Annotated in this window: 18 protein-coding genes and 5 tRNA genes; 7 read left to right on the top strand and 16 right to left on the bottom strand. The window is 66.5% G+C overall.

Annotated elements, in window-relative coordinates:
- Position 1: 1 nt before the first annotated feature.
- The 7 genes from GN331_RS08225 to GN331_RS08195 form a co-directional block, all read right to left on the bottom strand.
- Positions 2 to 397, bottom strand: coding sequence for an HU family DNA-binding protein (locus GN331_RS08225; protein WP_197427054.1), 396 nt, complete (start codon positions 395 to 397; stop codon positions 2 to 4).
- Between the two features lie 144 nt (positions 398 to 541).
- Complete coding sequence (lon, locus tag GN331_RS08220; protein ID WP_156641505.1) at positions 542 to 2,968, bottom strand: endopeptidase La; 2,427 nt, start codon at positions 2,966 to 2,968, stop codon at positions 542 to 544.
- Positions 2,969 to 3,256: 288 nt separating this feature from the next.
- Positions 3,257 to 4,543, bottom strand: a complete 1,287-nt coding sequence (clpX, locus tag GN331_RS08215) for an ATP-dependent Clp protease ATP-binding subunit ClpX (RefSeq protein WP_156641504.1) — start codon at positions 4,541 to 4,543, stop codon at positions 3,257 to 3,259.
- Between the two features lie 115 nt (positions 4,544 to 4,658).
- A complete protein-coding gene (gene clpP / locus GN331_RS08210) occupies positions 4,659 to 5,285 on the bottom strand; it encodes an ATP-dependent Clp endopeptidase proteolytic subunit ClpP (protein WP_156641503.1) in 627 nt (208 codons plus the stop codon).
- 32 nt (positions 5,286 to 5,317) lie between these two features.
- Positions 5,318 to 6,613, bottom strand: coding sequence for a trigger factor (tig, locus tag GN331_RS08205; RefSeq protein WP_156641502.1), 1,296 nt, complete (start codon positions 6,611 to 6,613; stop codon positions 5,318 to 5,320).
- Positions 6,614 to 6,726: 113 nt separating this feature from the next.
- Positions 6,727 to 6,808: transfer RNA gene (locus GN331_RS08200), tRNA-Leu, on the bottom strand.
- A gap of 52 nt (positions 6,809 to 6,860) precedes the next feature.
- A complete protein-coding gene (locus GN331_RS08195; protein ID WP_156641501.1) occupies positions 6,861 to 7,187 on the bottom strand; it encodes a hypothetical protein in 327 nt (108 codons plus the stop codon).
- Between the two features lie 177 nt (positions 7,188 to 7,364).
- On the opposite strand from GN331_RS08195, the gene GN331_RS08190 reads away from it, so the two are divergent.
- The gene (locus tag GN331_RS08190) at positions 7,365 to 7,661 is read left to right on the top strand and encodes a carboxypeptidase-like regulatory domain-containing protein (protein WP_156641500.1); all 297 of its coding nucleotides are present in this window, start codon (positions 7,365 to 7,367) and stop codon (positions 7,659 to 7,661) included.
- A 51-nt stretch (positions 7,662 to 7,712) separates the two neighbouring features.
- Here GN331_RS08190 and GN331_RS08185 read toward each other — a convergent pair whose 3' ends face one another.
- The 5 genes from GN331_RS08185 to GN331_RS08165 form a co-directional block, all read right to left on the bottom strand.
- Entirely contained in the window at positions 7,713 to 7,865 is a 153-nt protein-coding gene (locus GN331_RS08185; RefSeq protein ID WP_156641499.1) for a hypothetical protein, read from the bottom strand.
- Positions 7,866 to 7,904: 39 nt separating this feature from the next.
- A tRNA-Lys gene (locus tag GN331_RS08180) sits at positions 7,905 to 7,980 on the bottom strand.
- 40 nt (positions 7,981 to 8,020) lie between these two features.
- Positions 8,021 to 8,097: transfer RNA gene (locus GN331_RS08175), tRNA-His, on the bottom strand.
- Between the two features lie 244 nt (positions 8,098 to 8,341).
- Positions 8,342 to 8,418, bottom strand: a tRNA-Arg gene (locus tag GN331_RS08170).
- A 7-nt stretch (positions 8,419 to 8,425) separates the two neighbouring features.
- Positions 8,426 to 8,502: transfer RNA gene (locus GN331_RS08165), tRNA-Pro, on the bottom strand.
- Between the two features lie 118 nt (positions 8,503 to 8,620).
- Here GN331_RS08165 and GN331_RS08160 point away from each other — a divergent pair.
- Complete coding sequence (locus tag GN331_RS08160; protein ID WP_156641498.1) at positions 8,621 to 9,379, top strand: Bax inhibitor-1/YccA family protein; 759 nt, start codon at positions 8,621 to 8,623, stop codon at positions 9,377 to 9,379.
- Between the two features lie 90 nt (positions 9,380 to 9,469).
- Here GN331_RS08160 and GN331_RS08155 read toward each other — a convergent pair whose 3' ends face one another.
- From GN331_RS08155 to grxC, 3 genes are all read right to left on the bottom strand, one after another.
- Entirely contained in the window at positions 9,470 to 10,492 is a 1,023-nt protein-coding gene (locus tag GN331_RS08155) for an isocitrate dehydrogenase (protein ID WP_156641497.1), read from the bottom strand.
- Between the two features lie 103 nt (positions 10,493 to 10,595).
- Positions 10,596 to 10,988, bottom strand: a complete 393-nt coding sequence (locus GN331_RS08150; RefSeq protein ID WP_156641496.1) for a carboxymuconolactone decarboxylase family protein — start codon at positions 10,986 to 10,988, stop codon at positions 10,596 to 10,598.
- The gene (grxC, locus tag GN331_RS08145; protein WP_197427053.1) at positions 10,985 to 11,248 is read right to left on the bottom strand and encodes a glutaredoxin 3; all 264 of its coding nucleotides are present in this window, start codon (positions 11,246 to 11,248) and stop codon (positions 10,985 to 10,987) included. Before grxC ends, GN331_RS08150 begins: the two co-directional genes overlap by 4 nt.
- A gap of 192 nt (positions 11,249 to 11,440) precedes the next feature.
- On the opposite strand from grxC, the gene GN331_RS08140 reads away from it, so the two are divergent.
- The 5 genes from GN331_RS08140 (at position 11,441) to GN331_RS08120 (ending at position 18,885) form a co-directional block, all read left to right on the top strand.
- Positions 11,441 to 13,021 carry a M48 family metalloprotease gene (locus tag GN331_RS08140; protein ID WP_231734457.1) on the top strand — a complete coding sequence of 527 codons (1,581 nt, stop codon included), beginning with the start codon at positions 11,441 to 11,443 and terminating at the stop codon, positions 13,019 to 13,021.
- A 168-nt stretch (positions 13,022 to 13,189) separates the two neighbouring features.
- A complete protein-coding gene (gene phoB / locus GN331_RS08135; protein WP_156641493.1) occupies positions 13,190 to 13,879 on the top strand; it encodes a phosphate regulon transcriptional regulator PhoB in 690 nt (229 codons plus the stop codon).
- A 10-nt stretch (positions 13,880 to 13,889) separates the two neighbouring features.
- The gene (phoR, locus tag GN331_RS08130) at positions 13,890 to 15,269 is read left to right on the top strand and encodes a phosphate regulon sensor histidine kinase PhoR (RefSeq protein ID WP_156641492.1); all 1,380 of its coding nucleotides are present in this window, start codon (positions 13,890 to 13,892) and stop codon (positions 15,267 to 15,269) included.
- Entirely contained in the window at positions 15,266 to 17,350 is a 2,085-nt protein-coding gene (ppk1, locus tag GN331_RS08125) for a polyphosphate kinase 1 (protein WP_156641491.1), read from the top strand. Before phoR ends, ppk1 begins: the two co-directional genes overlap by 4 nt.
- 92 nt (positions 17,351 to 17,442) lie before the next feature.
- Entirely contained in the window at positions 17,443 to 18,885 is a 1,443-nt protein-coding gene (locus GN331_RS08120; RefSeq protein WP_156642017.1) for a Ppx/GppA phosphatase family protein, read from the top strand.
- Here GN331_RS08120 and GN331_RS16540 read toward each other — a convergent pair whose 3' ends face one another.
- Entirely contained in the window at positions 18,886 to 20,955 is a 2,070-nt protein-coding gene (locus GN331_RS16540; protein WP_197427052.1) for a S9 family peptidase, read from the bottom strand.
- Positions 20,956 to 20,962 lie beyond the last annotated feature (7 nt).

The raw sequence follows: 20,962 nt of genomic DNA, 5'->3' as shown, positions 1-20,962 counted from the left end.
CTCAGTTGACCGCGTCCTTCAGCGCCTTGCCGGCCTTGAACGCGGGGTTCATCGACGCGGCGACCTTGATCGTTTCGCCCGTGCGCGGATTGCGGCCTTCGCGAGCGGCGCGCTTGCGCACCGCGAACGTGCCGAAGCCCACGACGGTGACGGTGTCGCCCTTCTTCAGGGCCTTGGTGATCGCAGCGATGACGGCATCGACCGCGCGGCCGGCATCGGCCTTCGTCAGTTCTGCGCCTTCGGCGACGGCATCGATCAATTCGGCTTTGTTCATGCTTGGGAACTCCCGGATGGAAACCGCGGATGGGGACCGGGGCAGGCCGATGCGCGCGCGGGTTGCGCGGGCGCATCCTGGCTGGCGTTCCCCGGTCGACGAGCCGCAATGCGCTTCACGCATTGGCGGCGTACGCAGTCGTTATACCAGCGGGCGATGGTCCCCATCAACCGGAAAACCGCGCAACTGCGCGGTTTCCGGGATGGGGCGATTGTCAATGGCCGATTGGTGAGCCCGTGTTCAGGACCCGGGGCCAGTGGTCGCCTTTCAGTGCGTGATGTCGTGCTGCGCCGCCGGCGGCGCCGCGGGCGGCACCACCTCACCCTTCGCGCCGGCCGTGGTGCCCGGGACATTGGGCGACAGCGGCCGTTCCAGGGCGAGGTCGAGCACTTCGTCGATCCACTTCACCGGCACGATCTTCATGCCCGAGGTCACCGCCTTCGGGATGTCCGTGAGGTCCTTGCGGTTCTCCTCGGGGATGATCACGGTGCGGATGCCGCCGCGCATCGCGGCAAGCAGCTTTTCCTTCAGGCCGCCGATGCCCAGCACCTTGCCGCGCAGGGTGATTTCGCCGGTCATCGCGACATCCGCCTTGACCGGGATCTTCGTCAGCGTCGACACCAGCGCGGTCGCCATGGCGATGCCGGCGCTCGGCCCGTCCTTCGGCGTCGCGCCTTCGGGCACGTGCAGATGGACGTCGTACCTGGTGAGGAAGTCGAGGTCGATGCCGAACTTGTCGGTGCGCGCACGCACGACCGACAACGCGGCCGACGCCGATTCCTTCATCACGTCGCCGAGCTGGCCGGTGAGGATCAGCTGGCCCTTGCCCGGCACGAGCGTGGATTCGATCTGCAGCAAATCGCCGCCGACTTCCGTCCACGCCAGGCCCGTGACCAGGCCGATCTCGTTTTCCTGCTCCGCGCGGCCGTAATCGAAGCGGCGCACGCCGAGGTACTTGTCGAGGTTCTTCGACGTGACCGTGACCGTGCTCGCCTTCTTCTTCGGGCCGGCGAGCGCGATTTCCTTGACCACCTTGCGCGCGATCTTCGCCACTTCGCGTTCGAGGTTGCGCACGCCCGACTCGCGCGTGTAGTAGCGCACGATGTCGCGGATCGCGTTCTCGGAAATCTTCAGCTCATCGTCCTTCAGGCCGTTGGCCTTGAGCTGCTTGGTCACCAGGTAACGCAGCGCGATGTTGAGCTTCTCTTCCTCGGTGTAGCCGGGGATGCGGATCACTTCCATGCGATCGAGCAACGGACCCGGAATGTTGAGCGAGTTCGACGTGGCGACGAACATCACTTCCGACAGGTCGAGGTCGACTTCCAGGTAGTGGTCGTTGAACGCGCTGTTCTGTTCGGGATCGAGCACTTCGAGCAACGCCGACGAGGGATCGCCGCGGAAGTCCATCGACATCTTGTCGATTTCGTCGAGCACGAACAGCGGGTTCTTGCTGCCGACCTTGTTGAGGTTCTGCACGATGCGGCCCGGCATCGAACCGACGTACGTGCGGCGGTGGCCGCGGATTTCCGCTTCGTCGCGCACGCCGCCGAGCGACATGCGCACGAACTTGCGGTTGGTCGCCTTCGCGATCGACTGGCCGAGCGAGGTCTTGCCCACGCCGGGCGGGCCGACCAGGCACAGGATCGGGCCGCGCAACTTCTGCACGCGCGCCTGCACCGCGAGGTATTCCAGGATGCGTTCTTTCACGCGCTCCAGGCCGTAGTGGTCGGCGTCGAGCACTTCCTGCGCGACCTTGAGGTCCTTGCGCACCTTGGTCTTCTTCTTCCACGGCACGCCGAGCAGCCAATCCAGGTAATTGCGCACGACCGCGGCTTCGGCCGACATCGGCGACATCTGCTTGAGCTTGCCCAGTTCGGCGCGCGCCTTGGCTTCGACCGGCTTGGGCATGCCCGCTTCGGCGATCTTGCGCGCGAGTTCGTCCAGGTCGTTGGGCGCTTCGTCGATCTCGCCCAGTTCCTTCTGGATCGCCTTCATCTGTTCGTTGAGGTAGTACTCGCGCTGGCTCTTTTCCATCTGCGACTTCACGCGGCCGCGGATGCGCTTTTCGAGCTGCTGCACGTCGATCTCGCCTTCGACCAGGCCGACGAGCAATTCCAGGCGGCCGCCGATGTCCAGCGCTTCGAGCAGTTTCTGCTTGTCGGACATGCGCACGCCCAGGTGCGCGGCGATCGTGTCGCCCAGGCGGCTGGGATCGTCGATGCCGCTGAGGGTTTGCAGCAGTTCCGGCGGCAGCTTGCGATTGGTCTTGACGTACTGTTCGAACAACGACATCAGCGAGCGCGCGATCGCTTCCACTTCGCGCGTTTCACGCGCCGATTCGGAATCGACCACGGCGCCGGTGCCCTTCAGCGCACCGTCCACTTCTTCGACGTCGGTGACGCGCGCACGCGACAGGCCTTCGACCAGCACCTTGATCGTGCCGTCGGGCAGCTTCAGCAATTGCAGCACCTGCGCCAGCGTGCCGATCTCGTGCAGGTCCTTCGCACCCGGCGCATCGGTGTCGGCGGACTTCTGCGCGACGAGGAGGATGCGCTTGTCGGTTTCCATCGCCTGGTCGAGGGCGCGGATGGATTTGTCGCGACCGACGAACAGGGGAATGACCATGTGCGGAAACACCACGACATCGCGCAGCGGCAGCACCGGCAGGTCGAAGGTTTCGGCGGTCTGGGTCATGGGATCTCCGGCAGGAATTTCAGGGGTCGAAAAACGCTTTTGGCGAAATTTGGCGCGACCGTCCCCGGACGTTACCGGGGAGCGAGTCAAGGCGGCGCACACCGCGCGCCGTAGCCTCGGTTATGGGGCGCAAAAGACGGGGATGCAAGCGCCGGTGGGCGCTTTCGTGATCCTGTCCGAACCGGTTCACGCACGGTTGCGGACAAGCGGCCGCGGCGCCCACCAGAAGGGCGGGCGAACTCATGCGGCGGTGGGAAGGACCGGCGGGTTCCACGCCGGTCCGGGGTCTCATTCGGCGCCTGCGGCCTTGGGCGTGGCGGGCGGCGTCTGGTAGATCAGGTAGGGCTCGGACTTGTGCTCGATGACCGACTCGTCGACCACCACCTTGCTGACGTTCTCCAGCGAGGGCAGCTCGTACATCGTGTCGAGCAGCACCGATTCCACGATCGTGCGCAGGCCACGCGCGCCGGTCTTGCGCTTGAGCGCCTTGCGGGCGATCGCGTTGAGCGCGTCGGGACGGATTTCCAGTTCCACGCCTTCCATTTCGAAGAGCTTGCGGAACTGCTTGCTGATCGCGTTCTTCGGTTCGGTGAGGATCTTCACCAGCGCCGGCTCGTCGAGTTCCTCGAGCGTGGCGACCACCGGCAGTCGGCCGACGAACTCGGGGATCAGGCCGAACTTGATCAGGTCTTCGGGCTCGACTTCCGACAGGATCTTGCCCACGTCGGTCTTGCGCTCGGCGCTCTTGACCTTCGCGCCGAAGCCGATGCCGCCGGCTTCCGTCGAACGCTGCTGGATGATCTTGTCCAGGCCGGCGAACGCGCCGCCCACGACGAAGAGGATGTTGCGCGTGTCGACCTGCAGGAATTCCTGCTGCGGGTGCTTCCGGCCGCCCTGCGGCGGCACGCTGGCCACGGTGCCTTCGATGAGCTTCAGCAGCGCCTGCTGCACGCCCTCGCCCGACACGTCGCGCGTGATCGACGGGTTTTCGCTCTTGCGCGAGATCTTGTCGATCTCGTCGATGTACACGATGCCCTGCTGCGCCTTCTCGACGTCGTAGTCGCACTTCTGCAGGAGCTTCTGGATGATGTTCTCGACGTCCTCGCCGACATAGCCGGCTTCGGTCAGCGTCGTGGCATCGGCGATGGTGAACGGCACGTTGAGCAGGCGCGCCAGCGTTTCGGCCAGCAGCGTCTTGCCCGAACCGGTCGGACCGACCAGCAGGATGTTCGACTTCGCCAGTTCGACGTCGTCGTTCTTCTGCCGGCTTTCGATGCGCTTGTAGTGGTTGTACACGGCCACGGCCAGCGTCTTCTTGGCGCGCGACTGGCCGATGACGTACTGGTCCAGCACGTCGAGGATCTCGCGGGGCTTGGGCAGGTGGCTACGCGCCGACTGCGCCTTCTCCTCGAGTTCCTCGCGGATGATGTCGTTGCAGAGCTCGACGCATTCGTCGCAGATGAACACGCTCGGGCCCGCAATCAGCTTGCGGACCTCATGCTGGCTTTTCCCGCAGAACGAGCAATACAGGATCTTGTTGCTGTCGCCGGATCGGCCTTGACGGTCTTCGCTCATTCCCCACACCTGCTTCGGCCACACGAATGCGACCCGAGAATAGCATCCGGGGCCCGGTTGTCCACCGAGCCGCGGAGGCAGTGATTTGGTTCCACGATCAGGAGGCTGATGACGCTCAGGCCGCCTGGATCGAATCTTCGGGCCGGCGCTCGAGGACCGAGTCGACCAGTCCGTATTCACGCGCGGCTTCGGCGCTCTTGAAGTTGTCGCGCTCGGTGTCCCGGGCGATGGTCTCGAGGGCTTGGCCCGTGTGGCGGGACAGGATCTCGTTCAGGCGCTGGCGGAGGGTCAGGATTTCGCGGGCATGGATGTCGATGTCCGTGGCCTGGCCCTGGAAGCCGCCCAGCGGCTGGTGGATCATCACGCGGGAGTTCGGCAGCGCGTACCGCTTGCCCTTGGCACCCGAGGCCAGAAGCAGCGCGCCCATCGAGGCGGCCTGCCCGACGCAGATCGTGCTCACGTCCGGCTTGATGTACTGCATGGTGTCGTAGATCGCCATGCCCGCCGTGACGATGCCGCCCGGCGAGTTGATGTACAGGCTGATGTCCTTCTCGGGGTTTTCGGCCTCGAGGAAGAGCATCTGCGCGACGATCACGTTGGCGACGTGGTCGTCGATGCCGCCCACGAGGAAGATCACCCGCTCCTTGAGCAACCGCGAATAGATGTCGTACGCGCGCTCGCCACGGCTGGTCTGTTCGACCACCATCGGCACGAGGTTCAGGGCTTTCGTTTCGAGGCTCATGGATTTTCGGTTCTCGTTGGCGGGGCCAACCGTTACTGGCGGATGGCGTCCTGGAAGGATAGCGCCTGCTCCGTATGCGTCGCGCGTTCGGCGATCCAATCGATCACCTGTTCTTCCATCACGCGGCTCTGCAGGCCAGCCATGAGCTGGGGGTCGTTGCGATACAACTCAATGACCTGTTCCGGATCTTCATACGTGGAGGCGATCAGGCGCATCGTCTCGTTCAGACGGCGCTGGTCCAGGCGGAGTTCGTTGCGGCGGGCGATCTCGCCGACCAGCAGCGCGACCAGCACGCGTTTGCGCGCCGGTTCCATGAACTGGGTCTGGTCGACGGCGACCTGCTGGCCCTGGCGGCGGGCCTGCTCGGCCATGCCGTTGGCCAGCGCGCGGGCTTCGTTCTCGACCAGGCGCGGCGGCATTTCGACCGACGCGTACTTGGCGGCGAGCTGCTCACCGACTTCCTTGCGCAGGCGCTGCATCAGCGCGCCCTTGAGCTCGCGCGCCAGGTTGCTGCGGATTTCGGCGCGGAACTGCTCGGGCTCGCCCGACTTCACGCCGAAGCTGCGGATGAAGGCCGCATCGACTTCCGGCAGCACCGGCTCGGAGACTTCGAGCACCTTGGCGGTGATCGACACGGTCTTGCCGGCGAACTCGGGGATGCGCCAATCGGCCGGGAAGTCGACCTGCACGGTCTTCTCTTCGCCCGGCGACATGCCGACGACCGCGGCTTCGATTTCCTTGAGCATCGCGCCGGAACCGACGACGGTGCTGCCCTTCTCGGCGCCTTCCGGCGGACGGCGCGTGCCGTCGACTTCGGAGAAGTTCTCCATCGTCACCAGATCGTTTTCCTTCGCTGCGCGTTCGACGCGGTTCCAGCCCTGGCGCTGCATGCGGAGGTTGTCGATCATGCGATCGATGTCGGCGTCTTCGACGTCGGAGGTGTGGCGCACGACTTCGAGGTTGGCGACATCGAGGTCGCCGAAGTCCGGAACGATTTCGAACGTGGCGACGAAGGCCAGCTCGCCCTCGCCCGCGGCGTCCGTGCTCGGCTCGATGCGCGGGGCACCGGCGAGGCGGAGTTCGTTCTCGCGGATGGCGCCGTCGAAGCTTTCGCGCAGCATGCCGTCGAGGATTTCCTGGCGGACCTGGTCGCCATAGCGCTGCTCGATGACCTTGGTCGGCACCTTGCCCGGGCGGAAGCCCTTGATGCGCGCGGTGCGCGCCATTTCTTTCAGGCGGCCACCGACCTGGGTGTCGATTCGCTCCGCCGGCAGGCGGAAGGTCATGCGGCGTTCGAGGTTGCCGAGGGTTTCGACCGAGACTTGCATTGCTGGGAGCTCTTCATGATGAGTGGCAGGCCCGGCGCGGGAGCGCGGCGGGCGGAACGGGGTAGTTTGGCCGAAAGCGGCCCGGGCCGCCACCCGGCAGCCCGCATGCGGCATGCGAAAGGCGGGACTCGAACCCGCACGCCTTGCGGCGCTGGAACCTAAATCCAGTGCGTCTACCAGTTCCGCCACTTTCGCGCGGGCGCATTGTGCCCGGCGGGGACCGCCCCGCGCCATGGCGCGCGCGCCGTCATTCGCGATGGACGGTCGCGTGCGTGGCGATTCCATCCCTGAAGTCGACCTCCAGCACGATCGGCGTGCCCGTTTCCTTGTCCAGCCCGACGTTCCACGTCGACACATCCCGGCCGAACGTGCGGCCCGGGCCGAGCATCTGATGGACTTCGCGCCAGCCCTTGCCGATCAGCAGGCGACGCCCGAGCAGGTCGCCCGTGAAGGCATGGCGCTGGAATTGATCCTCCTGTCGCCAGGCCTCCGGCGAGAAGCGGCGGCCGTCGGTGCAGCCGGAAAACAGGGCCGCGAGGAAAACCAGGGACAGGATCAGCAGGGGCCGGCGCATCGGTGGACTCCGGGCTCGAACGCGGGGGCGGTCCAAGGTCTTACGCAAGCTACCGATACCAGCGGTCTGATCCGTGTCGCGTGTCTCGGTGAGCAATGGTCACGGGTGACCTCCGGCACAGTTTCCGGACATCGGCCTGCCTCTACGCTCGACGCATCCCAAGCGGAGAGATCGTGCATGTCGAGCAAGCGCCTGGCCGCCACGCTGGCGGTGATGTTGTTCGGAGCAGTTTCCCTGGCCCAAGCCCAGAGTTCCTCGGGCAGCATCACGGGCACCGCGGTCGCCGGCGATGTCGTGAACATCCAGGGCGCCGTCACCGGTTTCCACCGCGAACTCAAGATCGAAAAGGACGGCAAGTACTCGGTGCGCGCCGTGCCGACCGGCAGCTACATCGTCACCGTGACGCATGCCGATGGCACGCAGACCGAGTCGGCGATTGAAGTCCGCGTGGGATCGTCCGCACGCGTGAAGTAACGGGAGTCGGCACCGCTCAGACGATCGGACGTTTGTCGTAAAACCGGTCGATCACTCGGCGATGAAGATCGCGCAGAGCGTGAGGATCGCCCCGGTGGGATGCGACCACTGCAGTCGCGCCGTTTCCGAATGGAAGTAGTAATACCTGGGATCGAGGCTGACGAACGTACTCAGGCCGATATCAGGACCGAGGAGCGCGGGCAATAAAAAAGGCACCTGGATGGCTCCAGATGCCTGTTTTATTGGTGGGCCGTCAAGGATTCGAACCTTGGACCTATTGATTAAGAGTCAACTGCTCTACCAACTGAGCTAACGGCCCGTGCGGCGCGCATTGTAAACGTGCGGGCTGCGAAACGGAATGGGGTGGCTGAGGGGACTCGAACCCCCGACATCTGGAATCACAATCCAGTACTCTAACCAACTGAGCTACAGCCACCACAGCGCTTGCGATCACCTGCGAGCGGCCGGCTATTCTTCAGGAGTCGGCGTGGGGATGCAAGCCGCCGGGTGAATTCAGCCCACTGCGAACGCAGTTCTCGACCCTTCAGTCCTCGTAGACGTCAAGGTTTCGAAGCAGCCCCTTTTAGTAAAAGGGGCGCGCGACAGCGCGGGTATTTGGCCTGCAAGCGGTAGCACGAACTTTGCTCCGCAAAGTTCGCGCGCCAAATTGCTGCGCAATTTGGCGCGCCCGGCAGGAATCGAACCTGCAACCGCCGGCTTAGAAGGCCGGTGCTCTATCCAGTTGAGCTACGGGCGCTTCGAGTTGGTCGGGGTAGAGGGATTCGAACCCCCGACATCCTGCTCCCAAAGCAGGCGCGCTACCAGACTGCGCTATACCCCGGTGTTTTTCCGGTTCCCGGCGTGCCGGGACGCGGGATTCTGGGAACCGCCGCCCCCGCCTGTCAACGCGGGCCTTCCACGCTATGCTCGGCGAAACGTTCACACAAGGGGAGAAACGCATGCTTCGCACCGGAAACCCGGCGCTCAAGGAATCCACGTTCCTCGATATCGGCAGTGGCGCGGTCGTCACGCGCGATGGCGAGTCGATGACGCTGAACGGAACGGTCAACAAGACCGCCCTCCTGCTCGTGCTGGCGGTCATCACCGGCGCCTACGCCTGGAACAGCGTCGCACCCACCGCGGCCGGCATTTCGCCGAACTATCCGATCTTCCTGATCGGCGGTGCGGTCGGCGGGCTGGTCTTCGCCTTGGCGACGATCTTCAAGCAGACCTGGGCGCCGGTCACCGCACCGTTGTATGCGCTGTTCGAAGGCCTGTTCCTCGGCGCGATCTCCGCGTTCTTCGAAATGCGCTACCCGGGCATCGTGATGCAGGCGGTGCTGCTGACGGCGGGCACGCTGTTCGCGCTGCTGATGGCGTACCGCTCGGGCCTGATCCGCGCGACGGAAAACTTCAAGCTCGGTGTCGTCGCGGCCACCGGTGGCATCGCGCTGATCTACCTGGCCACGATCGTGCTGCGCCTGTTCGGCACCGACATCCCGTACATCCACGAATCGGGCGTGATCGGCATCGGCTTCAGCCTGTTCGTCGTCGTGGTCGCCGCGCTGAACCTGGTGCTCGACTTCGACTTCATCGAATCGGGCGTCGAAGCCAACGCGCCGAAGTACATGGAGTGGTACGCCGCGTTCGGCCTGGTGCTCACGCTGGTGTGGCTGTACATCGAGTTCTTGCGCCTGTTGGCGAAGCTGCGCGACTGACGCGCACAAGCGTTCGCGGTGGCTTGACCCCACCCAAAAAGAAACCCGCCGATGGCGGGTTTCTTTTTGACCTCCCCTGGAGGGGAGGTATCAGACGCGCTTGGCGATCGCCTTGGCGAACGACATCGTGTTGCCCTCGCCGCCCAGATCCGGCGTCAGCGAATCCTTCGCTTCCAGCGTGGCGATGATCGCCGCGCGCAGCTTCTCGGCCTTGTCGATCATGCCGAGGTGGTCGAGCATCTGCGCCGCCGCGAGCAGCAGCGCGCACGGATTGGCGACGCCCTTGCCCGCGATGTCCGGCGCCGAGCCGTGCACCGCTTCGAAGATCGCCGCGTCGGTGCCGATGTTCGCGCCCGGCGCGAGGCCGAGGCCGCCGACGAGGCCGGCGCACAGGTCGGAGATGATGTCGCCGAACAGGTTGGTGGTCACGATGATGTCGAACTGCTCGGGCTTCATCACCAGCTGCATGCAGCAGTTGTCCACGATCATCTCGTTGCACTGGATGTCGGGATATTCGGCCGCCACGGCGCGCGCGGTCTTGAGGAACAGGCCCGAGGTGGACTTCAGGATGTTCGCCTTGTGCACCACCGTGACCTTCTTGCGGCCGGTGCGGCGCGCGAGTTCGAACGCGTAGCGCGCAATGCGCTCCGAACCGCGGCGCGTCACCTTCTGCGTGAGCACGGCGGTCTCGCCGTCTTCCGACAACATCTGGCCTTCGCCGATGTACGCGCCTTCGGTGTTCTCGCGCACGGTGATCAGGTCCACGCCCGAGGGGAAGCGCGACTTGGTGTTCGGGAAGCTCTTGGCCGGACGCACGTTGGCGTAGAGGTCGAAGCGCTTGCGCAGCTCGACGTTGATCGAGCTGAAGCCTTCGCCGACCGGCGTGGTCAGCGGGCTCTTGAGCGCGATGCGGTTCTTGCGGATCGAATCCATCGTCGCGGCGGGCAGCAGCTCGCCGACCTTTTCCAGCGCCGCCAGGCCCGCGTCGGCGTACTCGTACTGCAGGCCGAGGTCCATCGTGTCGAGGACGAACAGCGCGGCGTCCATGATCTCGGGGCCGATGCCATCGCCGCGAAGGACGGTGATCGTGTGCTGGGCGGGGGTCTGCGTCATTGAAGGCATCCGGACGTGCGGACGGCACGCGGGCGCGTGCCGTCGGGTGTGGGAGCCCGCAATTATGCCAGACCGGGGTGGTCAACCGTCCGGCGGCGTAGGGTCAGCCGTGGTCGTGCGGGGACGTCGCGGCGCCTTCGCCGGATTCGAGCTTGTCGAGGAAATCCACCGCGCGGCGCAGGTGCGGGATCACGATCGAGCCGCCGACCACCAGCCCGACCGAGAAGGCTTCGAACATCTCGTCGCGGTTCACGCCCGCCTCGCGGCATTGCGCCACGTGGTAGCTGATGCAGTCGTCGCAACGCAGGACCAGCGAGGCGGTCAGGCCGAGCAGTTCCTTGGTTTTCACGTCGAGCGCGCCGGCCTGGTAGGTCTGCGTGTCGAGCGCGAAGAAGCGGCGGACGACCTGGTTGGGCTCGGCCAGGATGCGTTCGTTCATCCGCTTGCGGAAGTCGGTGAACTCCCGGACGCGATCAGCCTCGTCGCCGCCGCTCATGCGGCCGCGACCAAGGGTTCGAACTTGCCCGCGCGATGCAGCGCCATCAGGTCGTCGTAGCCGCCCACGTGCGTGTCGCCGACGAAGATCTGCGGCACCGAGGTGCGGCGCGTAAGCGCCACCATCTTGTCGCGCTCGCCCGGCGCGGTGTCGATGCGGACCTCGTTCCACGCCAGGCCCTTGCTCTTCAGGAAGTTCTTGGCGGCGACGCAGTACGGGCAGATCGCGGTGCTGTAGATGGTGATGATCGGGTGGGTCATGGCGGCTCCGGAAACTTGTGGCGCTTTGCGATGGTCGGGAATATGGGACGCTCGGCCGTGCATTTCCACCCCTTCGGGGGAACACTGCGTACGCGGTTCTGGTTCCAAGCGTGCTTAGATGAATTAACCGGTGGTTCACCGGCCCCGTGCGAGGAAGCCTGCGTGCAAACCACCCTTCGATCCCTCCGACGCCTGGCCCCGCTCGCCCTCGCCGCGCTGGCCACCCTCGCCCTGGCCGCGCCCTTGCTGGCGCAAAACAACAACAACAAGTCGCGCCTGCCCGACATCGGCTCCTCGGCGGGCGAAGTGCTCGGCCCGTCGCAGCAGGCCGAATACGGCGCGATGACGCTCAGCCAGCTGCGCCACTACGGCTACATCCTCGACGATCCGCTTCTCGAGGATTGGCTGCAGTCGGTCGGCCACAAGCTGGCCGCCAACAGCGACAAGCCGCGCCAGTCCTTCACCTTCTTCCTGATGAAGGACCGGCAGATCAACGCCTTCGCCACGCTGGGCGGCTACGTCGGCACCAATGCCGGCCTGGTGCTCGCCGCCACGCGCGAAGACCAGGTGGCCAGCGTGCTCGCGCACGAAATCGCGCACGTCACGCAGGACCACGTGCTGCGCGGCGTCGAACGCGCGCAGCGCGACAGCGTGCCGATCCTGCTCGCGATGCTCGGCGCGATCCTCGTCGCGCAGCAGGCGGGCGGCAACTCCAGCGACGATGCGTCGATGGCCGCGCTCTCCGCCGGCCAGGCGCTGATGTACCAGCGCCAGATCGACTACACGCGCGACAACGAAGCCGAAGCCGACCGCGTCGGCATGTCGACGCTCTCGCGCAGCGGTTACGACCCCAAGGCGATGGCCGAATTCTTCACCACGCTGCAAGGCTGGGTGCGCGCCAACCAGGGCGGTTCGCGCGAACGCACGCCCGATTACCTGCAGACGCACCCGATCACCGTCACGCGCATCAGCGAAGCGAAAGAACGCGCCGCGACGATGAAGGCGACGAACAACTTCGCCGCGCCCACCACCGCCAACCCGATGCTGCCCGGCAACATCCGCCTGCCCGAAGCCTCGCTCGCCGCCGCGGGCACGGGCCAGTTCGCCTGGGCGAAGGAACGCATGCGCGTGCTGAGCGCCAACACGCCCGCCGAAGCCGTGCGCGAATACGAACAGATGCGCCTGAAGGCGCCGCTGGACGACGCGCAGCAGTACGGCCTCGCGCTCGCGCGCCTGCAGGGCAATCAACCCTCGGCCGCGATCTCCGATCTCGACGAGGTGTTGAAGAAGCACCCCAACGACACGTGGATCCAGTTGGCGATGGGCGAAGCCGAAGCCCGCGCCGGCAAGAAGGCCGAATCCGACGCGCGCTTCCAGCGCCTGGTCGACCGCATGCCGCGCAATCGCGCGGTGGTGCTGACCTACGCGCAGGTCCTGGGCGAACGCGGCGACGCGGCGTCGGGCAAGAAGGCGCAGGCGATCCTGCGTGGCCTGGCATCGACCTCGTCCGACGACCCGGTCTACCAGGAGACCTTCGCCCGGGCGAGCGACCTGGCCGGCGACCCCATCCGCGCCGGCGAAGCCCATGCCGAGGCCGAGTACCTGAACGGCCGGCCGGAGCGGGCTCTGGTCCAGTTGGAAAATCTCAAGAAGCGCAGCGACCTGGACTATTACGCCCGCGCCCGCATCGACGCCCGCATCGCGCAGATCACCCCGACCGTGCTCGAGCTGCACCGCCAGGGCGTGAAGGACGACAAGGTCGATAGAAACTAGCGCGCGAAGCGCGCACTGAATTCCCTCCCCCGCGGGGGAGGGCAAGGGTGGGGACCCTCAGGTCGCCAGGGACCTCGGTGACCATGTCACCCCACGGTCACAAAACCGTCGTCTACTGGCACCATGCCCGCACGACGCGGGCTCCATGGGCCCCCGACGCCAACCACCATGCTCAAACGCATCCTCATCGTCGACGACGAACCGGCCATCCGCGACATGGTGGCCTTCGCCCTGCGCAAGGCCGAGTTCGAACCGGTCCATGCCGGTGACGCCCGCGAAGCCCAGTCGGCCATCGCCGACAAGGTCCCCGACCTGATCCTGCTCGACTGGATGCTCCCCGGCACCAGCGGCCTGGAACTCGCCCGGCGCTGGCGCAAGGAACACCTCACGCGCGAGGTGCCGATCATCATGCTCACCGCGCGCGGCGAAGAGAACGACCGCGTCGGCGGCCTGGAAGCGGGCGTCGACGATTACGTCGTCAAACCCTTCTCGGCGCGCGAATTGCTGGCGCGCATCCGCGCCGTCATGCGCCGCTCGCGCGAAGACGACGAAGACGGCAGCGTCAAGGTCGGCGGATTGCGCATCGACGGCGCCGCGCATCGTGTGTTCGCCGAAGACGCCCCGGTGCAGATCGGCCCGACGGAATACCGCCTGCTGCACTTCTTCATGACCCACCCCGAGCGCGTGTACACCCGCTCGCAACTGCTCGACCACGTGTGGGGCGGCAGCGTGTACGTCGAGGAACGCACCGTCGACGTCCACATCCGCCGCCTGCGCAAGACGCTGGAACCGCACCAGCTCGACCCGATGGTCCAGACCGTGCGCGGCGCAGGCTACCGCTTCTCCGCCGCGGTCTAGACTGGCGGGCATGCCACCGCGCGCACGACAGACCTGGACCCGCACGCTCGGCCAGCTCGCCGCCATCCTGGGTGGCGCGGTGGTCGTCGGGCTGATCGTCGGCTATCCCTGGCCGGTGGTGACGCTCGCCGCACTCGGCATCGTCGCTTGGCATTACGCGCGCCTGCATGGCGTGCTTGCGCGCCTGTCCGCCGGTGGCCGCGTGCCGCCGCCCGAAGGCGACGGCGTGTGGAACGAACTCGACCGCCTCCTGCATCGCAGCCAATCCGACGTGCGCGCGCGCAAGCGCCGCCTGGTCGCGATGCTGCGCGCGTATCGCGCCGCCGCGATGGCCTTGCCCGACGCCGTCGTCGTGATCGAACGCAACAGCCAGCGCGTGCAATGGTTCAACCCCGCGGCGACGACGCTGCTCGGCCTGCGCTATCCGCGCGACACGGGCGCGCCGCTCGGCGAGCGCCTGCATTCGATGTCGCTCTCGCGCTGGCTCGCCGCCGGTCGCAACGCCGAACCGCTGCAGGACACGCCCTCGCCCGTCGATGCGACCACGCGCCTGAGCCTGCGCCTGATCCCGTATTCCGAAGAGTTGTGGCTGCTCGTCGCGCGCGATGTCACCAAGCTGATGCGCCTGGAACACATGCGCCGCGACTTCGTCGCCAACGTCTCGCACGAACTGCGCACGCCGCTCACCGTCGTGCACGGTTACCTCGACCTGCTCGATCCGGCCGACCAGCCCGAATGGGCGCCGATGCTCGCCGAGATGCAACGCCAATCGCAGCGCATGACGCAGCTGGTCGAAGACCTGCTGACGCTTTCGCGACTGGAAGCGCAGGAAGGCGTCGTCGATGATCCGGTGTCGATGGCATCGATGCTCGCCACGTTGCGTCGCGAAGCCGAAGCGTTGAGCCAGGGTCGCCATCGCATCGTCATCGACGATCGAACACTCGCAGCCGGCGCGCCGCTCGACCTGCGCGGTTCGACCAAGGAACTGCACAGCGCCTTCTCCAACCTCGTCAGCAACGCGGTGCGCTACACGCCGGCCGAGGGCACGATCACCGTGCGCTTCGCGCCCGAAGGCGACGGCGCCGTGCTCGCGGTGAACGACACCGGCTACGGCATCCCCGCCGCGCACCTGCCGCGCATCACCGAGCGCTTTTATCGCGTATCGACCAGCCGCTCGCGCGAAAGCGGCGGCACCGGGCTGGGCCTGGCCATCGTCAAACACGTCCTCAACCTGCATGGCGCGCGGCTGTCGATCGACAGCGAAGTCGGCCAGGGCAGCACCTTCGCGGGCCACTTTCCCGCCGATCGCGTCCTGCCGCGCGACGACCACGACCTCTTCCCTGCCCCGGCTGAGGCAGAATCGCTGGACGCCCCGCTGCCCAAGCCATGAACGCCGCCCTCGACACGCCCCAGGACGTCGACCCGCTCCGCGACCCCGCGATGTACTTCAATCGCGAGCTCTCGCAGCTCGACTTCAATTTCCGCGTCCTCGCCCAGGCGCGCGATCCGCAGGTGCCGCTACTCGAACGGCTGCGCTATCTGTGCATCTCCTGCACCAACCTCGACGAGTTCTTCGAGATCCGCGCGGCCACCGTGCGCCACGCGCAGGACTTCGGCGTGCCGCCCGGCCCCGACGGCATGGCGCCGGCGACGGTGCTGAAGGAAATCCACGCGCGCGCGCAGGACCTGGTCGACGCGCAATACCGTTGCTGGAACGAAGAACTGCGCCCGCAACTCAACGACGTCGGCGTGCGCATCCTGCCGCGCGATGCGTGGAGCGCCAGGCAAACGCGTTGGCTGCGCGATTACTTCCGCGACGAAATCCTGCCGGTGCTCTCGCCACTCGGTCTCGACCCCGCGCATCCGTTCCCGAAGATCCTCAACAAGTCGCTGAACATCGTCGTCGTGCTGAAAGGCAAGGACGCGTTCGGCCGCGCGGGACACCTGGCGATCGTGCGCGCGCCGCGCTCGTTGCCGCGCATCATCCAGATTCCGCCGGAAGTCTCCGGCGGCCCGACGGATTTCGTGTTCCTCTCCGCGGTGTTGTCGGGGTTCGTCGACGAGCTCTTCCCGGGCATGCAGGTGAAGGGCGCGTACCAGTTCCGCGTCACGCGCAACTCCGAATTGATCGTCGACGAGGAAGAAGTCGAAAACCTCGCGCTGGCCTTGCGCGACGAACTCGTCGGCCGCGGTTACCTGCGCGCGATGCGCCTGGAGATCGCCGAGCAGTGCCCGAACGAAATCGTGCGCACGCTGCTGGTGAACTTCGACCTGCCGGAGAACGCGGTCTATCGCATCAATGGCCCGGTCAACCTCAATCGCGTCATCCAGGTCTACGACCTGGTGCAGCGCCCCGACCTGAAATACAACTCCTTCCAGCCGCGCAACCTGCGCGACATGGATGCGATGTTCGAACGCGTGGCCGAAGGCGACGTGCTGCTGCACCATCCGTTCGATTCCTTCGGCCCCGTGCTCGAGTTGATCAAGCAGGCCGCCGAAGATCCCAACGTGCTCGCGATCAAGCAGACGTTGTATCGCGCGGGCAAGGATTCGCCGATCGTCGACCAGTTGGTGCAGGCCGCGCGCAACGGCAAGGACGTCACGGTCGTCGTCGAGTTGCGCGCGCGCTTCGACGAGGAAGCCAACCTGGGCCTGGCCGATCGCCTGCAGGACGCCGGCGTGCAGGTGGTCTACGGCGTGGTCGGTTACAAGACGCACGCCAAGATGCTGCTCATCGTGCGTCGCGAAGGCCGCAAGCTGCGCCGCTACGTGCACCTGGGCACGGGCAACTATCACTCGGGCACCGCGCGCGCTTACACCGACTTCGGTTTGATCACCGCCGATCCGGACATGGGCAACGATGTCGACCTGATCTTCCGCCAGCTGTCGGGTCTTGCGCCGGCGGTCAAGCTCAAGCGCCTGCTGCAATCGCCGTTCACGCTGCACGCGGGCGTGCTGCAACGCATCGATCGCGAAACGCGCCACGCGCGCGCCGGCAAGCCCGCGCGCATCGTCGCCAAGATGAACGCGCTCAACGAGCCGCAGGTCATCCGCGCGCTGTATGTCGCTTCGCAGGCGGGCGTGGACATCGACCTGATCGTGCGCGGCGCCTGCGCGCTGCGTCCGGGTGTTCCGGGCGTATCGGAAAACATCCGCGTGCGTTCGATCGTCGGGCGCTTCCTCGAACACCATCGCGTGTACTGGTTCGCCAACGACGGCGATCCGGAACTGTTCTGCTCCAGCGCCGACTGGCTCGAACGCAATCTGCTGCGCCGCATCGAAACCGGCTTCCCGGTACTCGCGCCGGACCTCGCCGAACGCGTGCGCGAAGAAGCGCTCGTCAATTACCTGGCCGACAACGTCAATGCCTGGGCGCTGGATGCCGACGGTCGTTATGAACGCGTGCGCCCGGTCGGCGACGAGATGCCACATTCCGCACAGGGCTGGTTGCTGGCGAAAATCTGCACGTGAACGAAATCCTCGCCCGCCCGCGCGCCACCGCATTGCCGTTGCAGGACGGCGACCTGCTGGCCGCGGTGGACCTGGGCTCCAACAGTTTCCACATGGTCGTGGCGCGTTACGTGCTCGGCCAGTTGCGCGTGGTGGATCGCATTCGCGACATGGTGCGGCTCGCCGAAGGCCTGGATTCGAAGGGCGGCCTGGATCCGGTCGTGTTGCGCCGCGCGCTCGCGAGCCTGGAGAAGTTCGGCCAACGTCTGCGCGACATCCCGCCGCAACGCGTGCGCGTGATCGCAACGAACACCGTGCGCCAACTTGCGATGCCGCAGGTGTTCCTGTTGCCGGCGGAAACCGCGCTCGGCCATGCGATCGAAGTCGTCTCCGGCCGCGAAGAAGCGCGCCTGGTCTATCTCGGTGTCGCGAACGCGCAGCCGCCGAATCCCGGCGAGTTGCGCCTGGTGATCGACATCGGCGGCGGTTCCACCGAATGCATCATCGGCAGCGGGCTGGAAGCGATCGAACGCGAAAGCCTGCAGGCCGGTTGCGTCGCCAGCACGCGCCGGTTCTTCCCCGACGGCAAGCTTTCGCGCAAGCGCTGGAACAAGGCGCTGACCGAAGTCGCCGCCGAATTCCAGCAATTCTCCAACACCTACCGTGCGTTGGGTTGGCAGGAAGCGCTCGGTTCGTCGGGCACCAACAAGGCGATCGGCGAAATCTGCGCGGCGATGAAACTCACCAAGGGCGCGGTCACGGCGCAAGCGCTGCCGCAGGTGCGCGATCGTTTGCTGCAAGCCGAAACGATCGACCAGATCGATCTGCCGGGCCTGTCGAACGAACGCAAGCCGATCATTGCCGGCGGCCTGCTCGTGCTCGAAGCGGCCTTCACCGTGCTCGGCCTCGAACGCATGGCGGTCAGCAAGGCGGCGCTGCGCGAAGGCGTGCTGTTCGACATGCTCGGTCGCGGTGGTGCGGACGATCCGCGCGATGCGTCGGTCGCGGCGCTGATGCAGCGTTACGGCATCGATCCTGCGCAGGCGGCGCGCGTGCGGAAGACCGCGATGAGCCTGTTCGACCAGGTCGCGCCCGAGTGGAACCTGCCGCAGGAAGCCCGCGCGATGCTGTGCCGCGCGGCCGAGTTGCACGAGTTGGGCCTGGCGATCGCGCACAGCCAGTACCACGTGCACGGCGCCTACGTGCTCGAACACTCCGACATCGCCGGCTTCTCGCAACAGGAACAGCGCGTGCTCGCATCACTGGTGCGGACGCATCGGCGCGGCATTCCGAAGTCGGCGTTCGACCAGATCCCCGATCGCCTGCTCGCGCGCACGAAGAAGGGCGCGGCCCTGCTTCGCCTCGCGGTGTTGCTGCATCGCTCGCACGAAGCCGACGAGATCCCGCGCGTGGAAGCCGTCGCCAACGGCGACAATCTGCTGATCACGCTCGACAAGCGCTGGGTGGACCAGCGCCCGTTGCTGCGCGAAGACATCAGCGGCGAACCGAAGGATGCCGCCGACCTGGGCATCACGCTGCGCATCGGCACGGACTGATCAGTCGCGGAAGTCGGTGCCTTTCAGGCGCATGTCCTTCGCGAGTGTCGCGCGCAATCCCGCATCCGGCGCCGCGGGCGCCGCGCCGCCCAATCGGCGATGCAGCATGCGTTCGATGACATAGAGATAAGCCTCCTTGGTCCGCGGGTCGGAGACCGAGTGGCGCGCGTCCGCATCCACCAGCAGGCTCACGTCCTTGCCGTGCGCCTGGAGCGCGGCGGCGTAATGCAGCACGCTGCGGATCGGCACGCGTTCGTCGTCGCCGCCGGCGAGCAACAGCACCGGTCGCGACAACGCGGACGCATGCGCGATGGGCGATTGCGCGCGCAGGCGCGCGGCGACCTTCGGGTCGGCGGGATCCATGTCGAGCAGACGCATGCTCGTCGACATCGGAATCCCCGGCGCCATCTGGTCGACCGTGCGCGAATACCAACGCAGCACCCATCCCAGGTCTGCCGGCGGCACGGCGGCCACGCCCACGCGGAACAACTCCGGCTGGAACGTCACGCCCAACAACGCGGAGTAACCACCGAACGACGCACCCACGATGCCGGCGCGCGACGCATCGCCGATGCCTTGCGAGGCGAGGAAGCGCACGCCGTCGACGATGTCCTGCTGCACGCGCCCGTTGCCGAAGTCGCCCTTGCCGGCCCGCATGTAGGCGCGCCCGAAGCCGGTCGAGCCGCGGAAGTTCGGCTCGAACACGACGTAGCCGCGATTGGCGAGCATCTGCGAAACGCTGGAGAACTCGGGCCCGAAGCGCGCGAACGGCCCGCCATGCACGTGCGCGATGAGCGGCGCGCGCGCGGGATCGATGCCATGCGGCACCAACACGTAGCCGTGGATCGGCATGCCATCGGACGCGCGGTACGCGAAAGGAATCTTGCGCGACAGCGCGCTTTCGGCGAGCGCGGGCGCGGGTTTGCCGCGCCACAGCGTGCCCGCATCGGTCAGAAGATCGCGGAACGTACCGGTCGCGGGATCGTAGACATGCAGGCGCTCGCCCTTGATCGTCGGGGCGCGCTCGTGCACCAGCCAGCGCGTGGCGCCGACATCGATGCGCAGGTTGCGTTGCGGCCAGCGGTCTTCGATGCGTGCGACGTGGCGCTGCGCGTCGGACGTGAGCCCGTAGTTCGCCGCCACCATCGTGCGATAGCCGGCGATGATCGGTTGCTGCGTGCGCGGATCGATCGCGACGTCCTGCAGGTCCGCCATTCCGCGCGGATCGATGTGCAAGGTCGTCAGCGTGTCGTCGGCCTCCAGGCGCGCGAGGCGGCGGAAGTTGGAACCGACATCCGTGAGCAACGTGGCCGTTCGGCCATCAGGCGATGCGGAGAGCAATGCGCAACGTTCGAGATCGACGCACTGCAGCGCGGGCTTCACCGTCGCGCCCCGCACGCGGAACACCGTGTAATGCGCGTCGGCCACGCGCGTGAAGAACGCCAGACGCCCGCGCGCGTCGAACGCGACATCGACGATCTGCCGCGCGTCCTCACGAATCAGCGTTTCCTTGCCGCTCGCGTCGATGCGGAACACGCGCCAACGCTTGGGCAGGCGCGAGACGATCGGCGGACTTTCGAGGACGAGGATTGCCGACGGCATGACGGGATCGGCACCGAGCGATGTACGCGGCCAACGACCGCCGAGTTTCGCGATCGCGCCCGAGCCCCCCTGCCCCGCCATCGCGAGCGCGAACACCTGGCGCTCGGATTGCAGGAACAACCAACGCCCGTCGCGGGACCACGCAAGGTCCCGCGCATCGGTATTCCCCAACGTGCGCACCGGCGCACCGCCTGCCGTCGACGCCACCCACAGTGCGCGATTGCGTCCTTCGTCGCGCAGCCATGCAACGCGACGACCATCGGGCGACAACCACCCGCCATCGAGGCTCGACGATGCGAGGAACGCGATACGCGGCGGTTGCGGCGCACGCGGCTGCGCACGTTCGGCGGCGACCGCGGCCTGCAGCGCGCGCACGTCGAGCGCGTCCTGCGCCATCGCTGCGCCACTCAGCAGCATCGCAAGGGCGAGCAGCGCCTGCCCGAACCCCTTCGGGAACCTGATCATCATGTTGTTC

The organism is Noviluteimonas gilva (assembly GCF_009740395.1).
Classification (GTDB): Bacteria; Pseudomonadota; Gammaproteobacteria; order Xanthomonadales; family Xanthomonadaceae; genus Noviluteimonas; species Noviluteimonas gilva.
The sequence above is the reverse complement of the archived record's forward strand: the minus strand, read 5'-3'. Positions and strand labels throughout refer to the sequence as shown.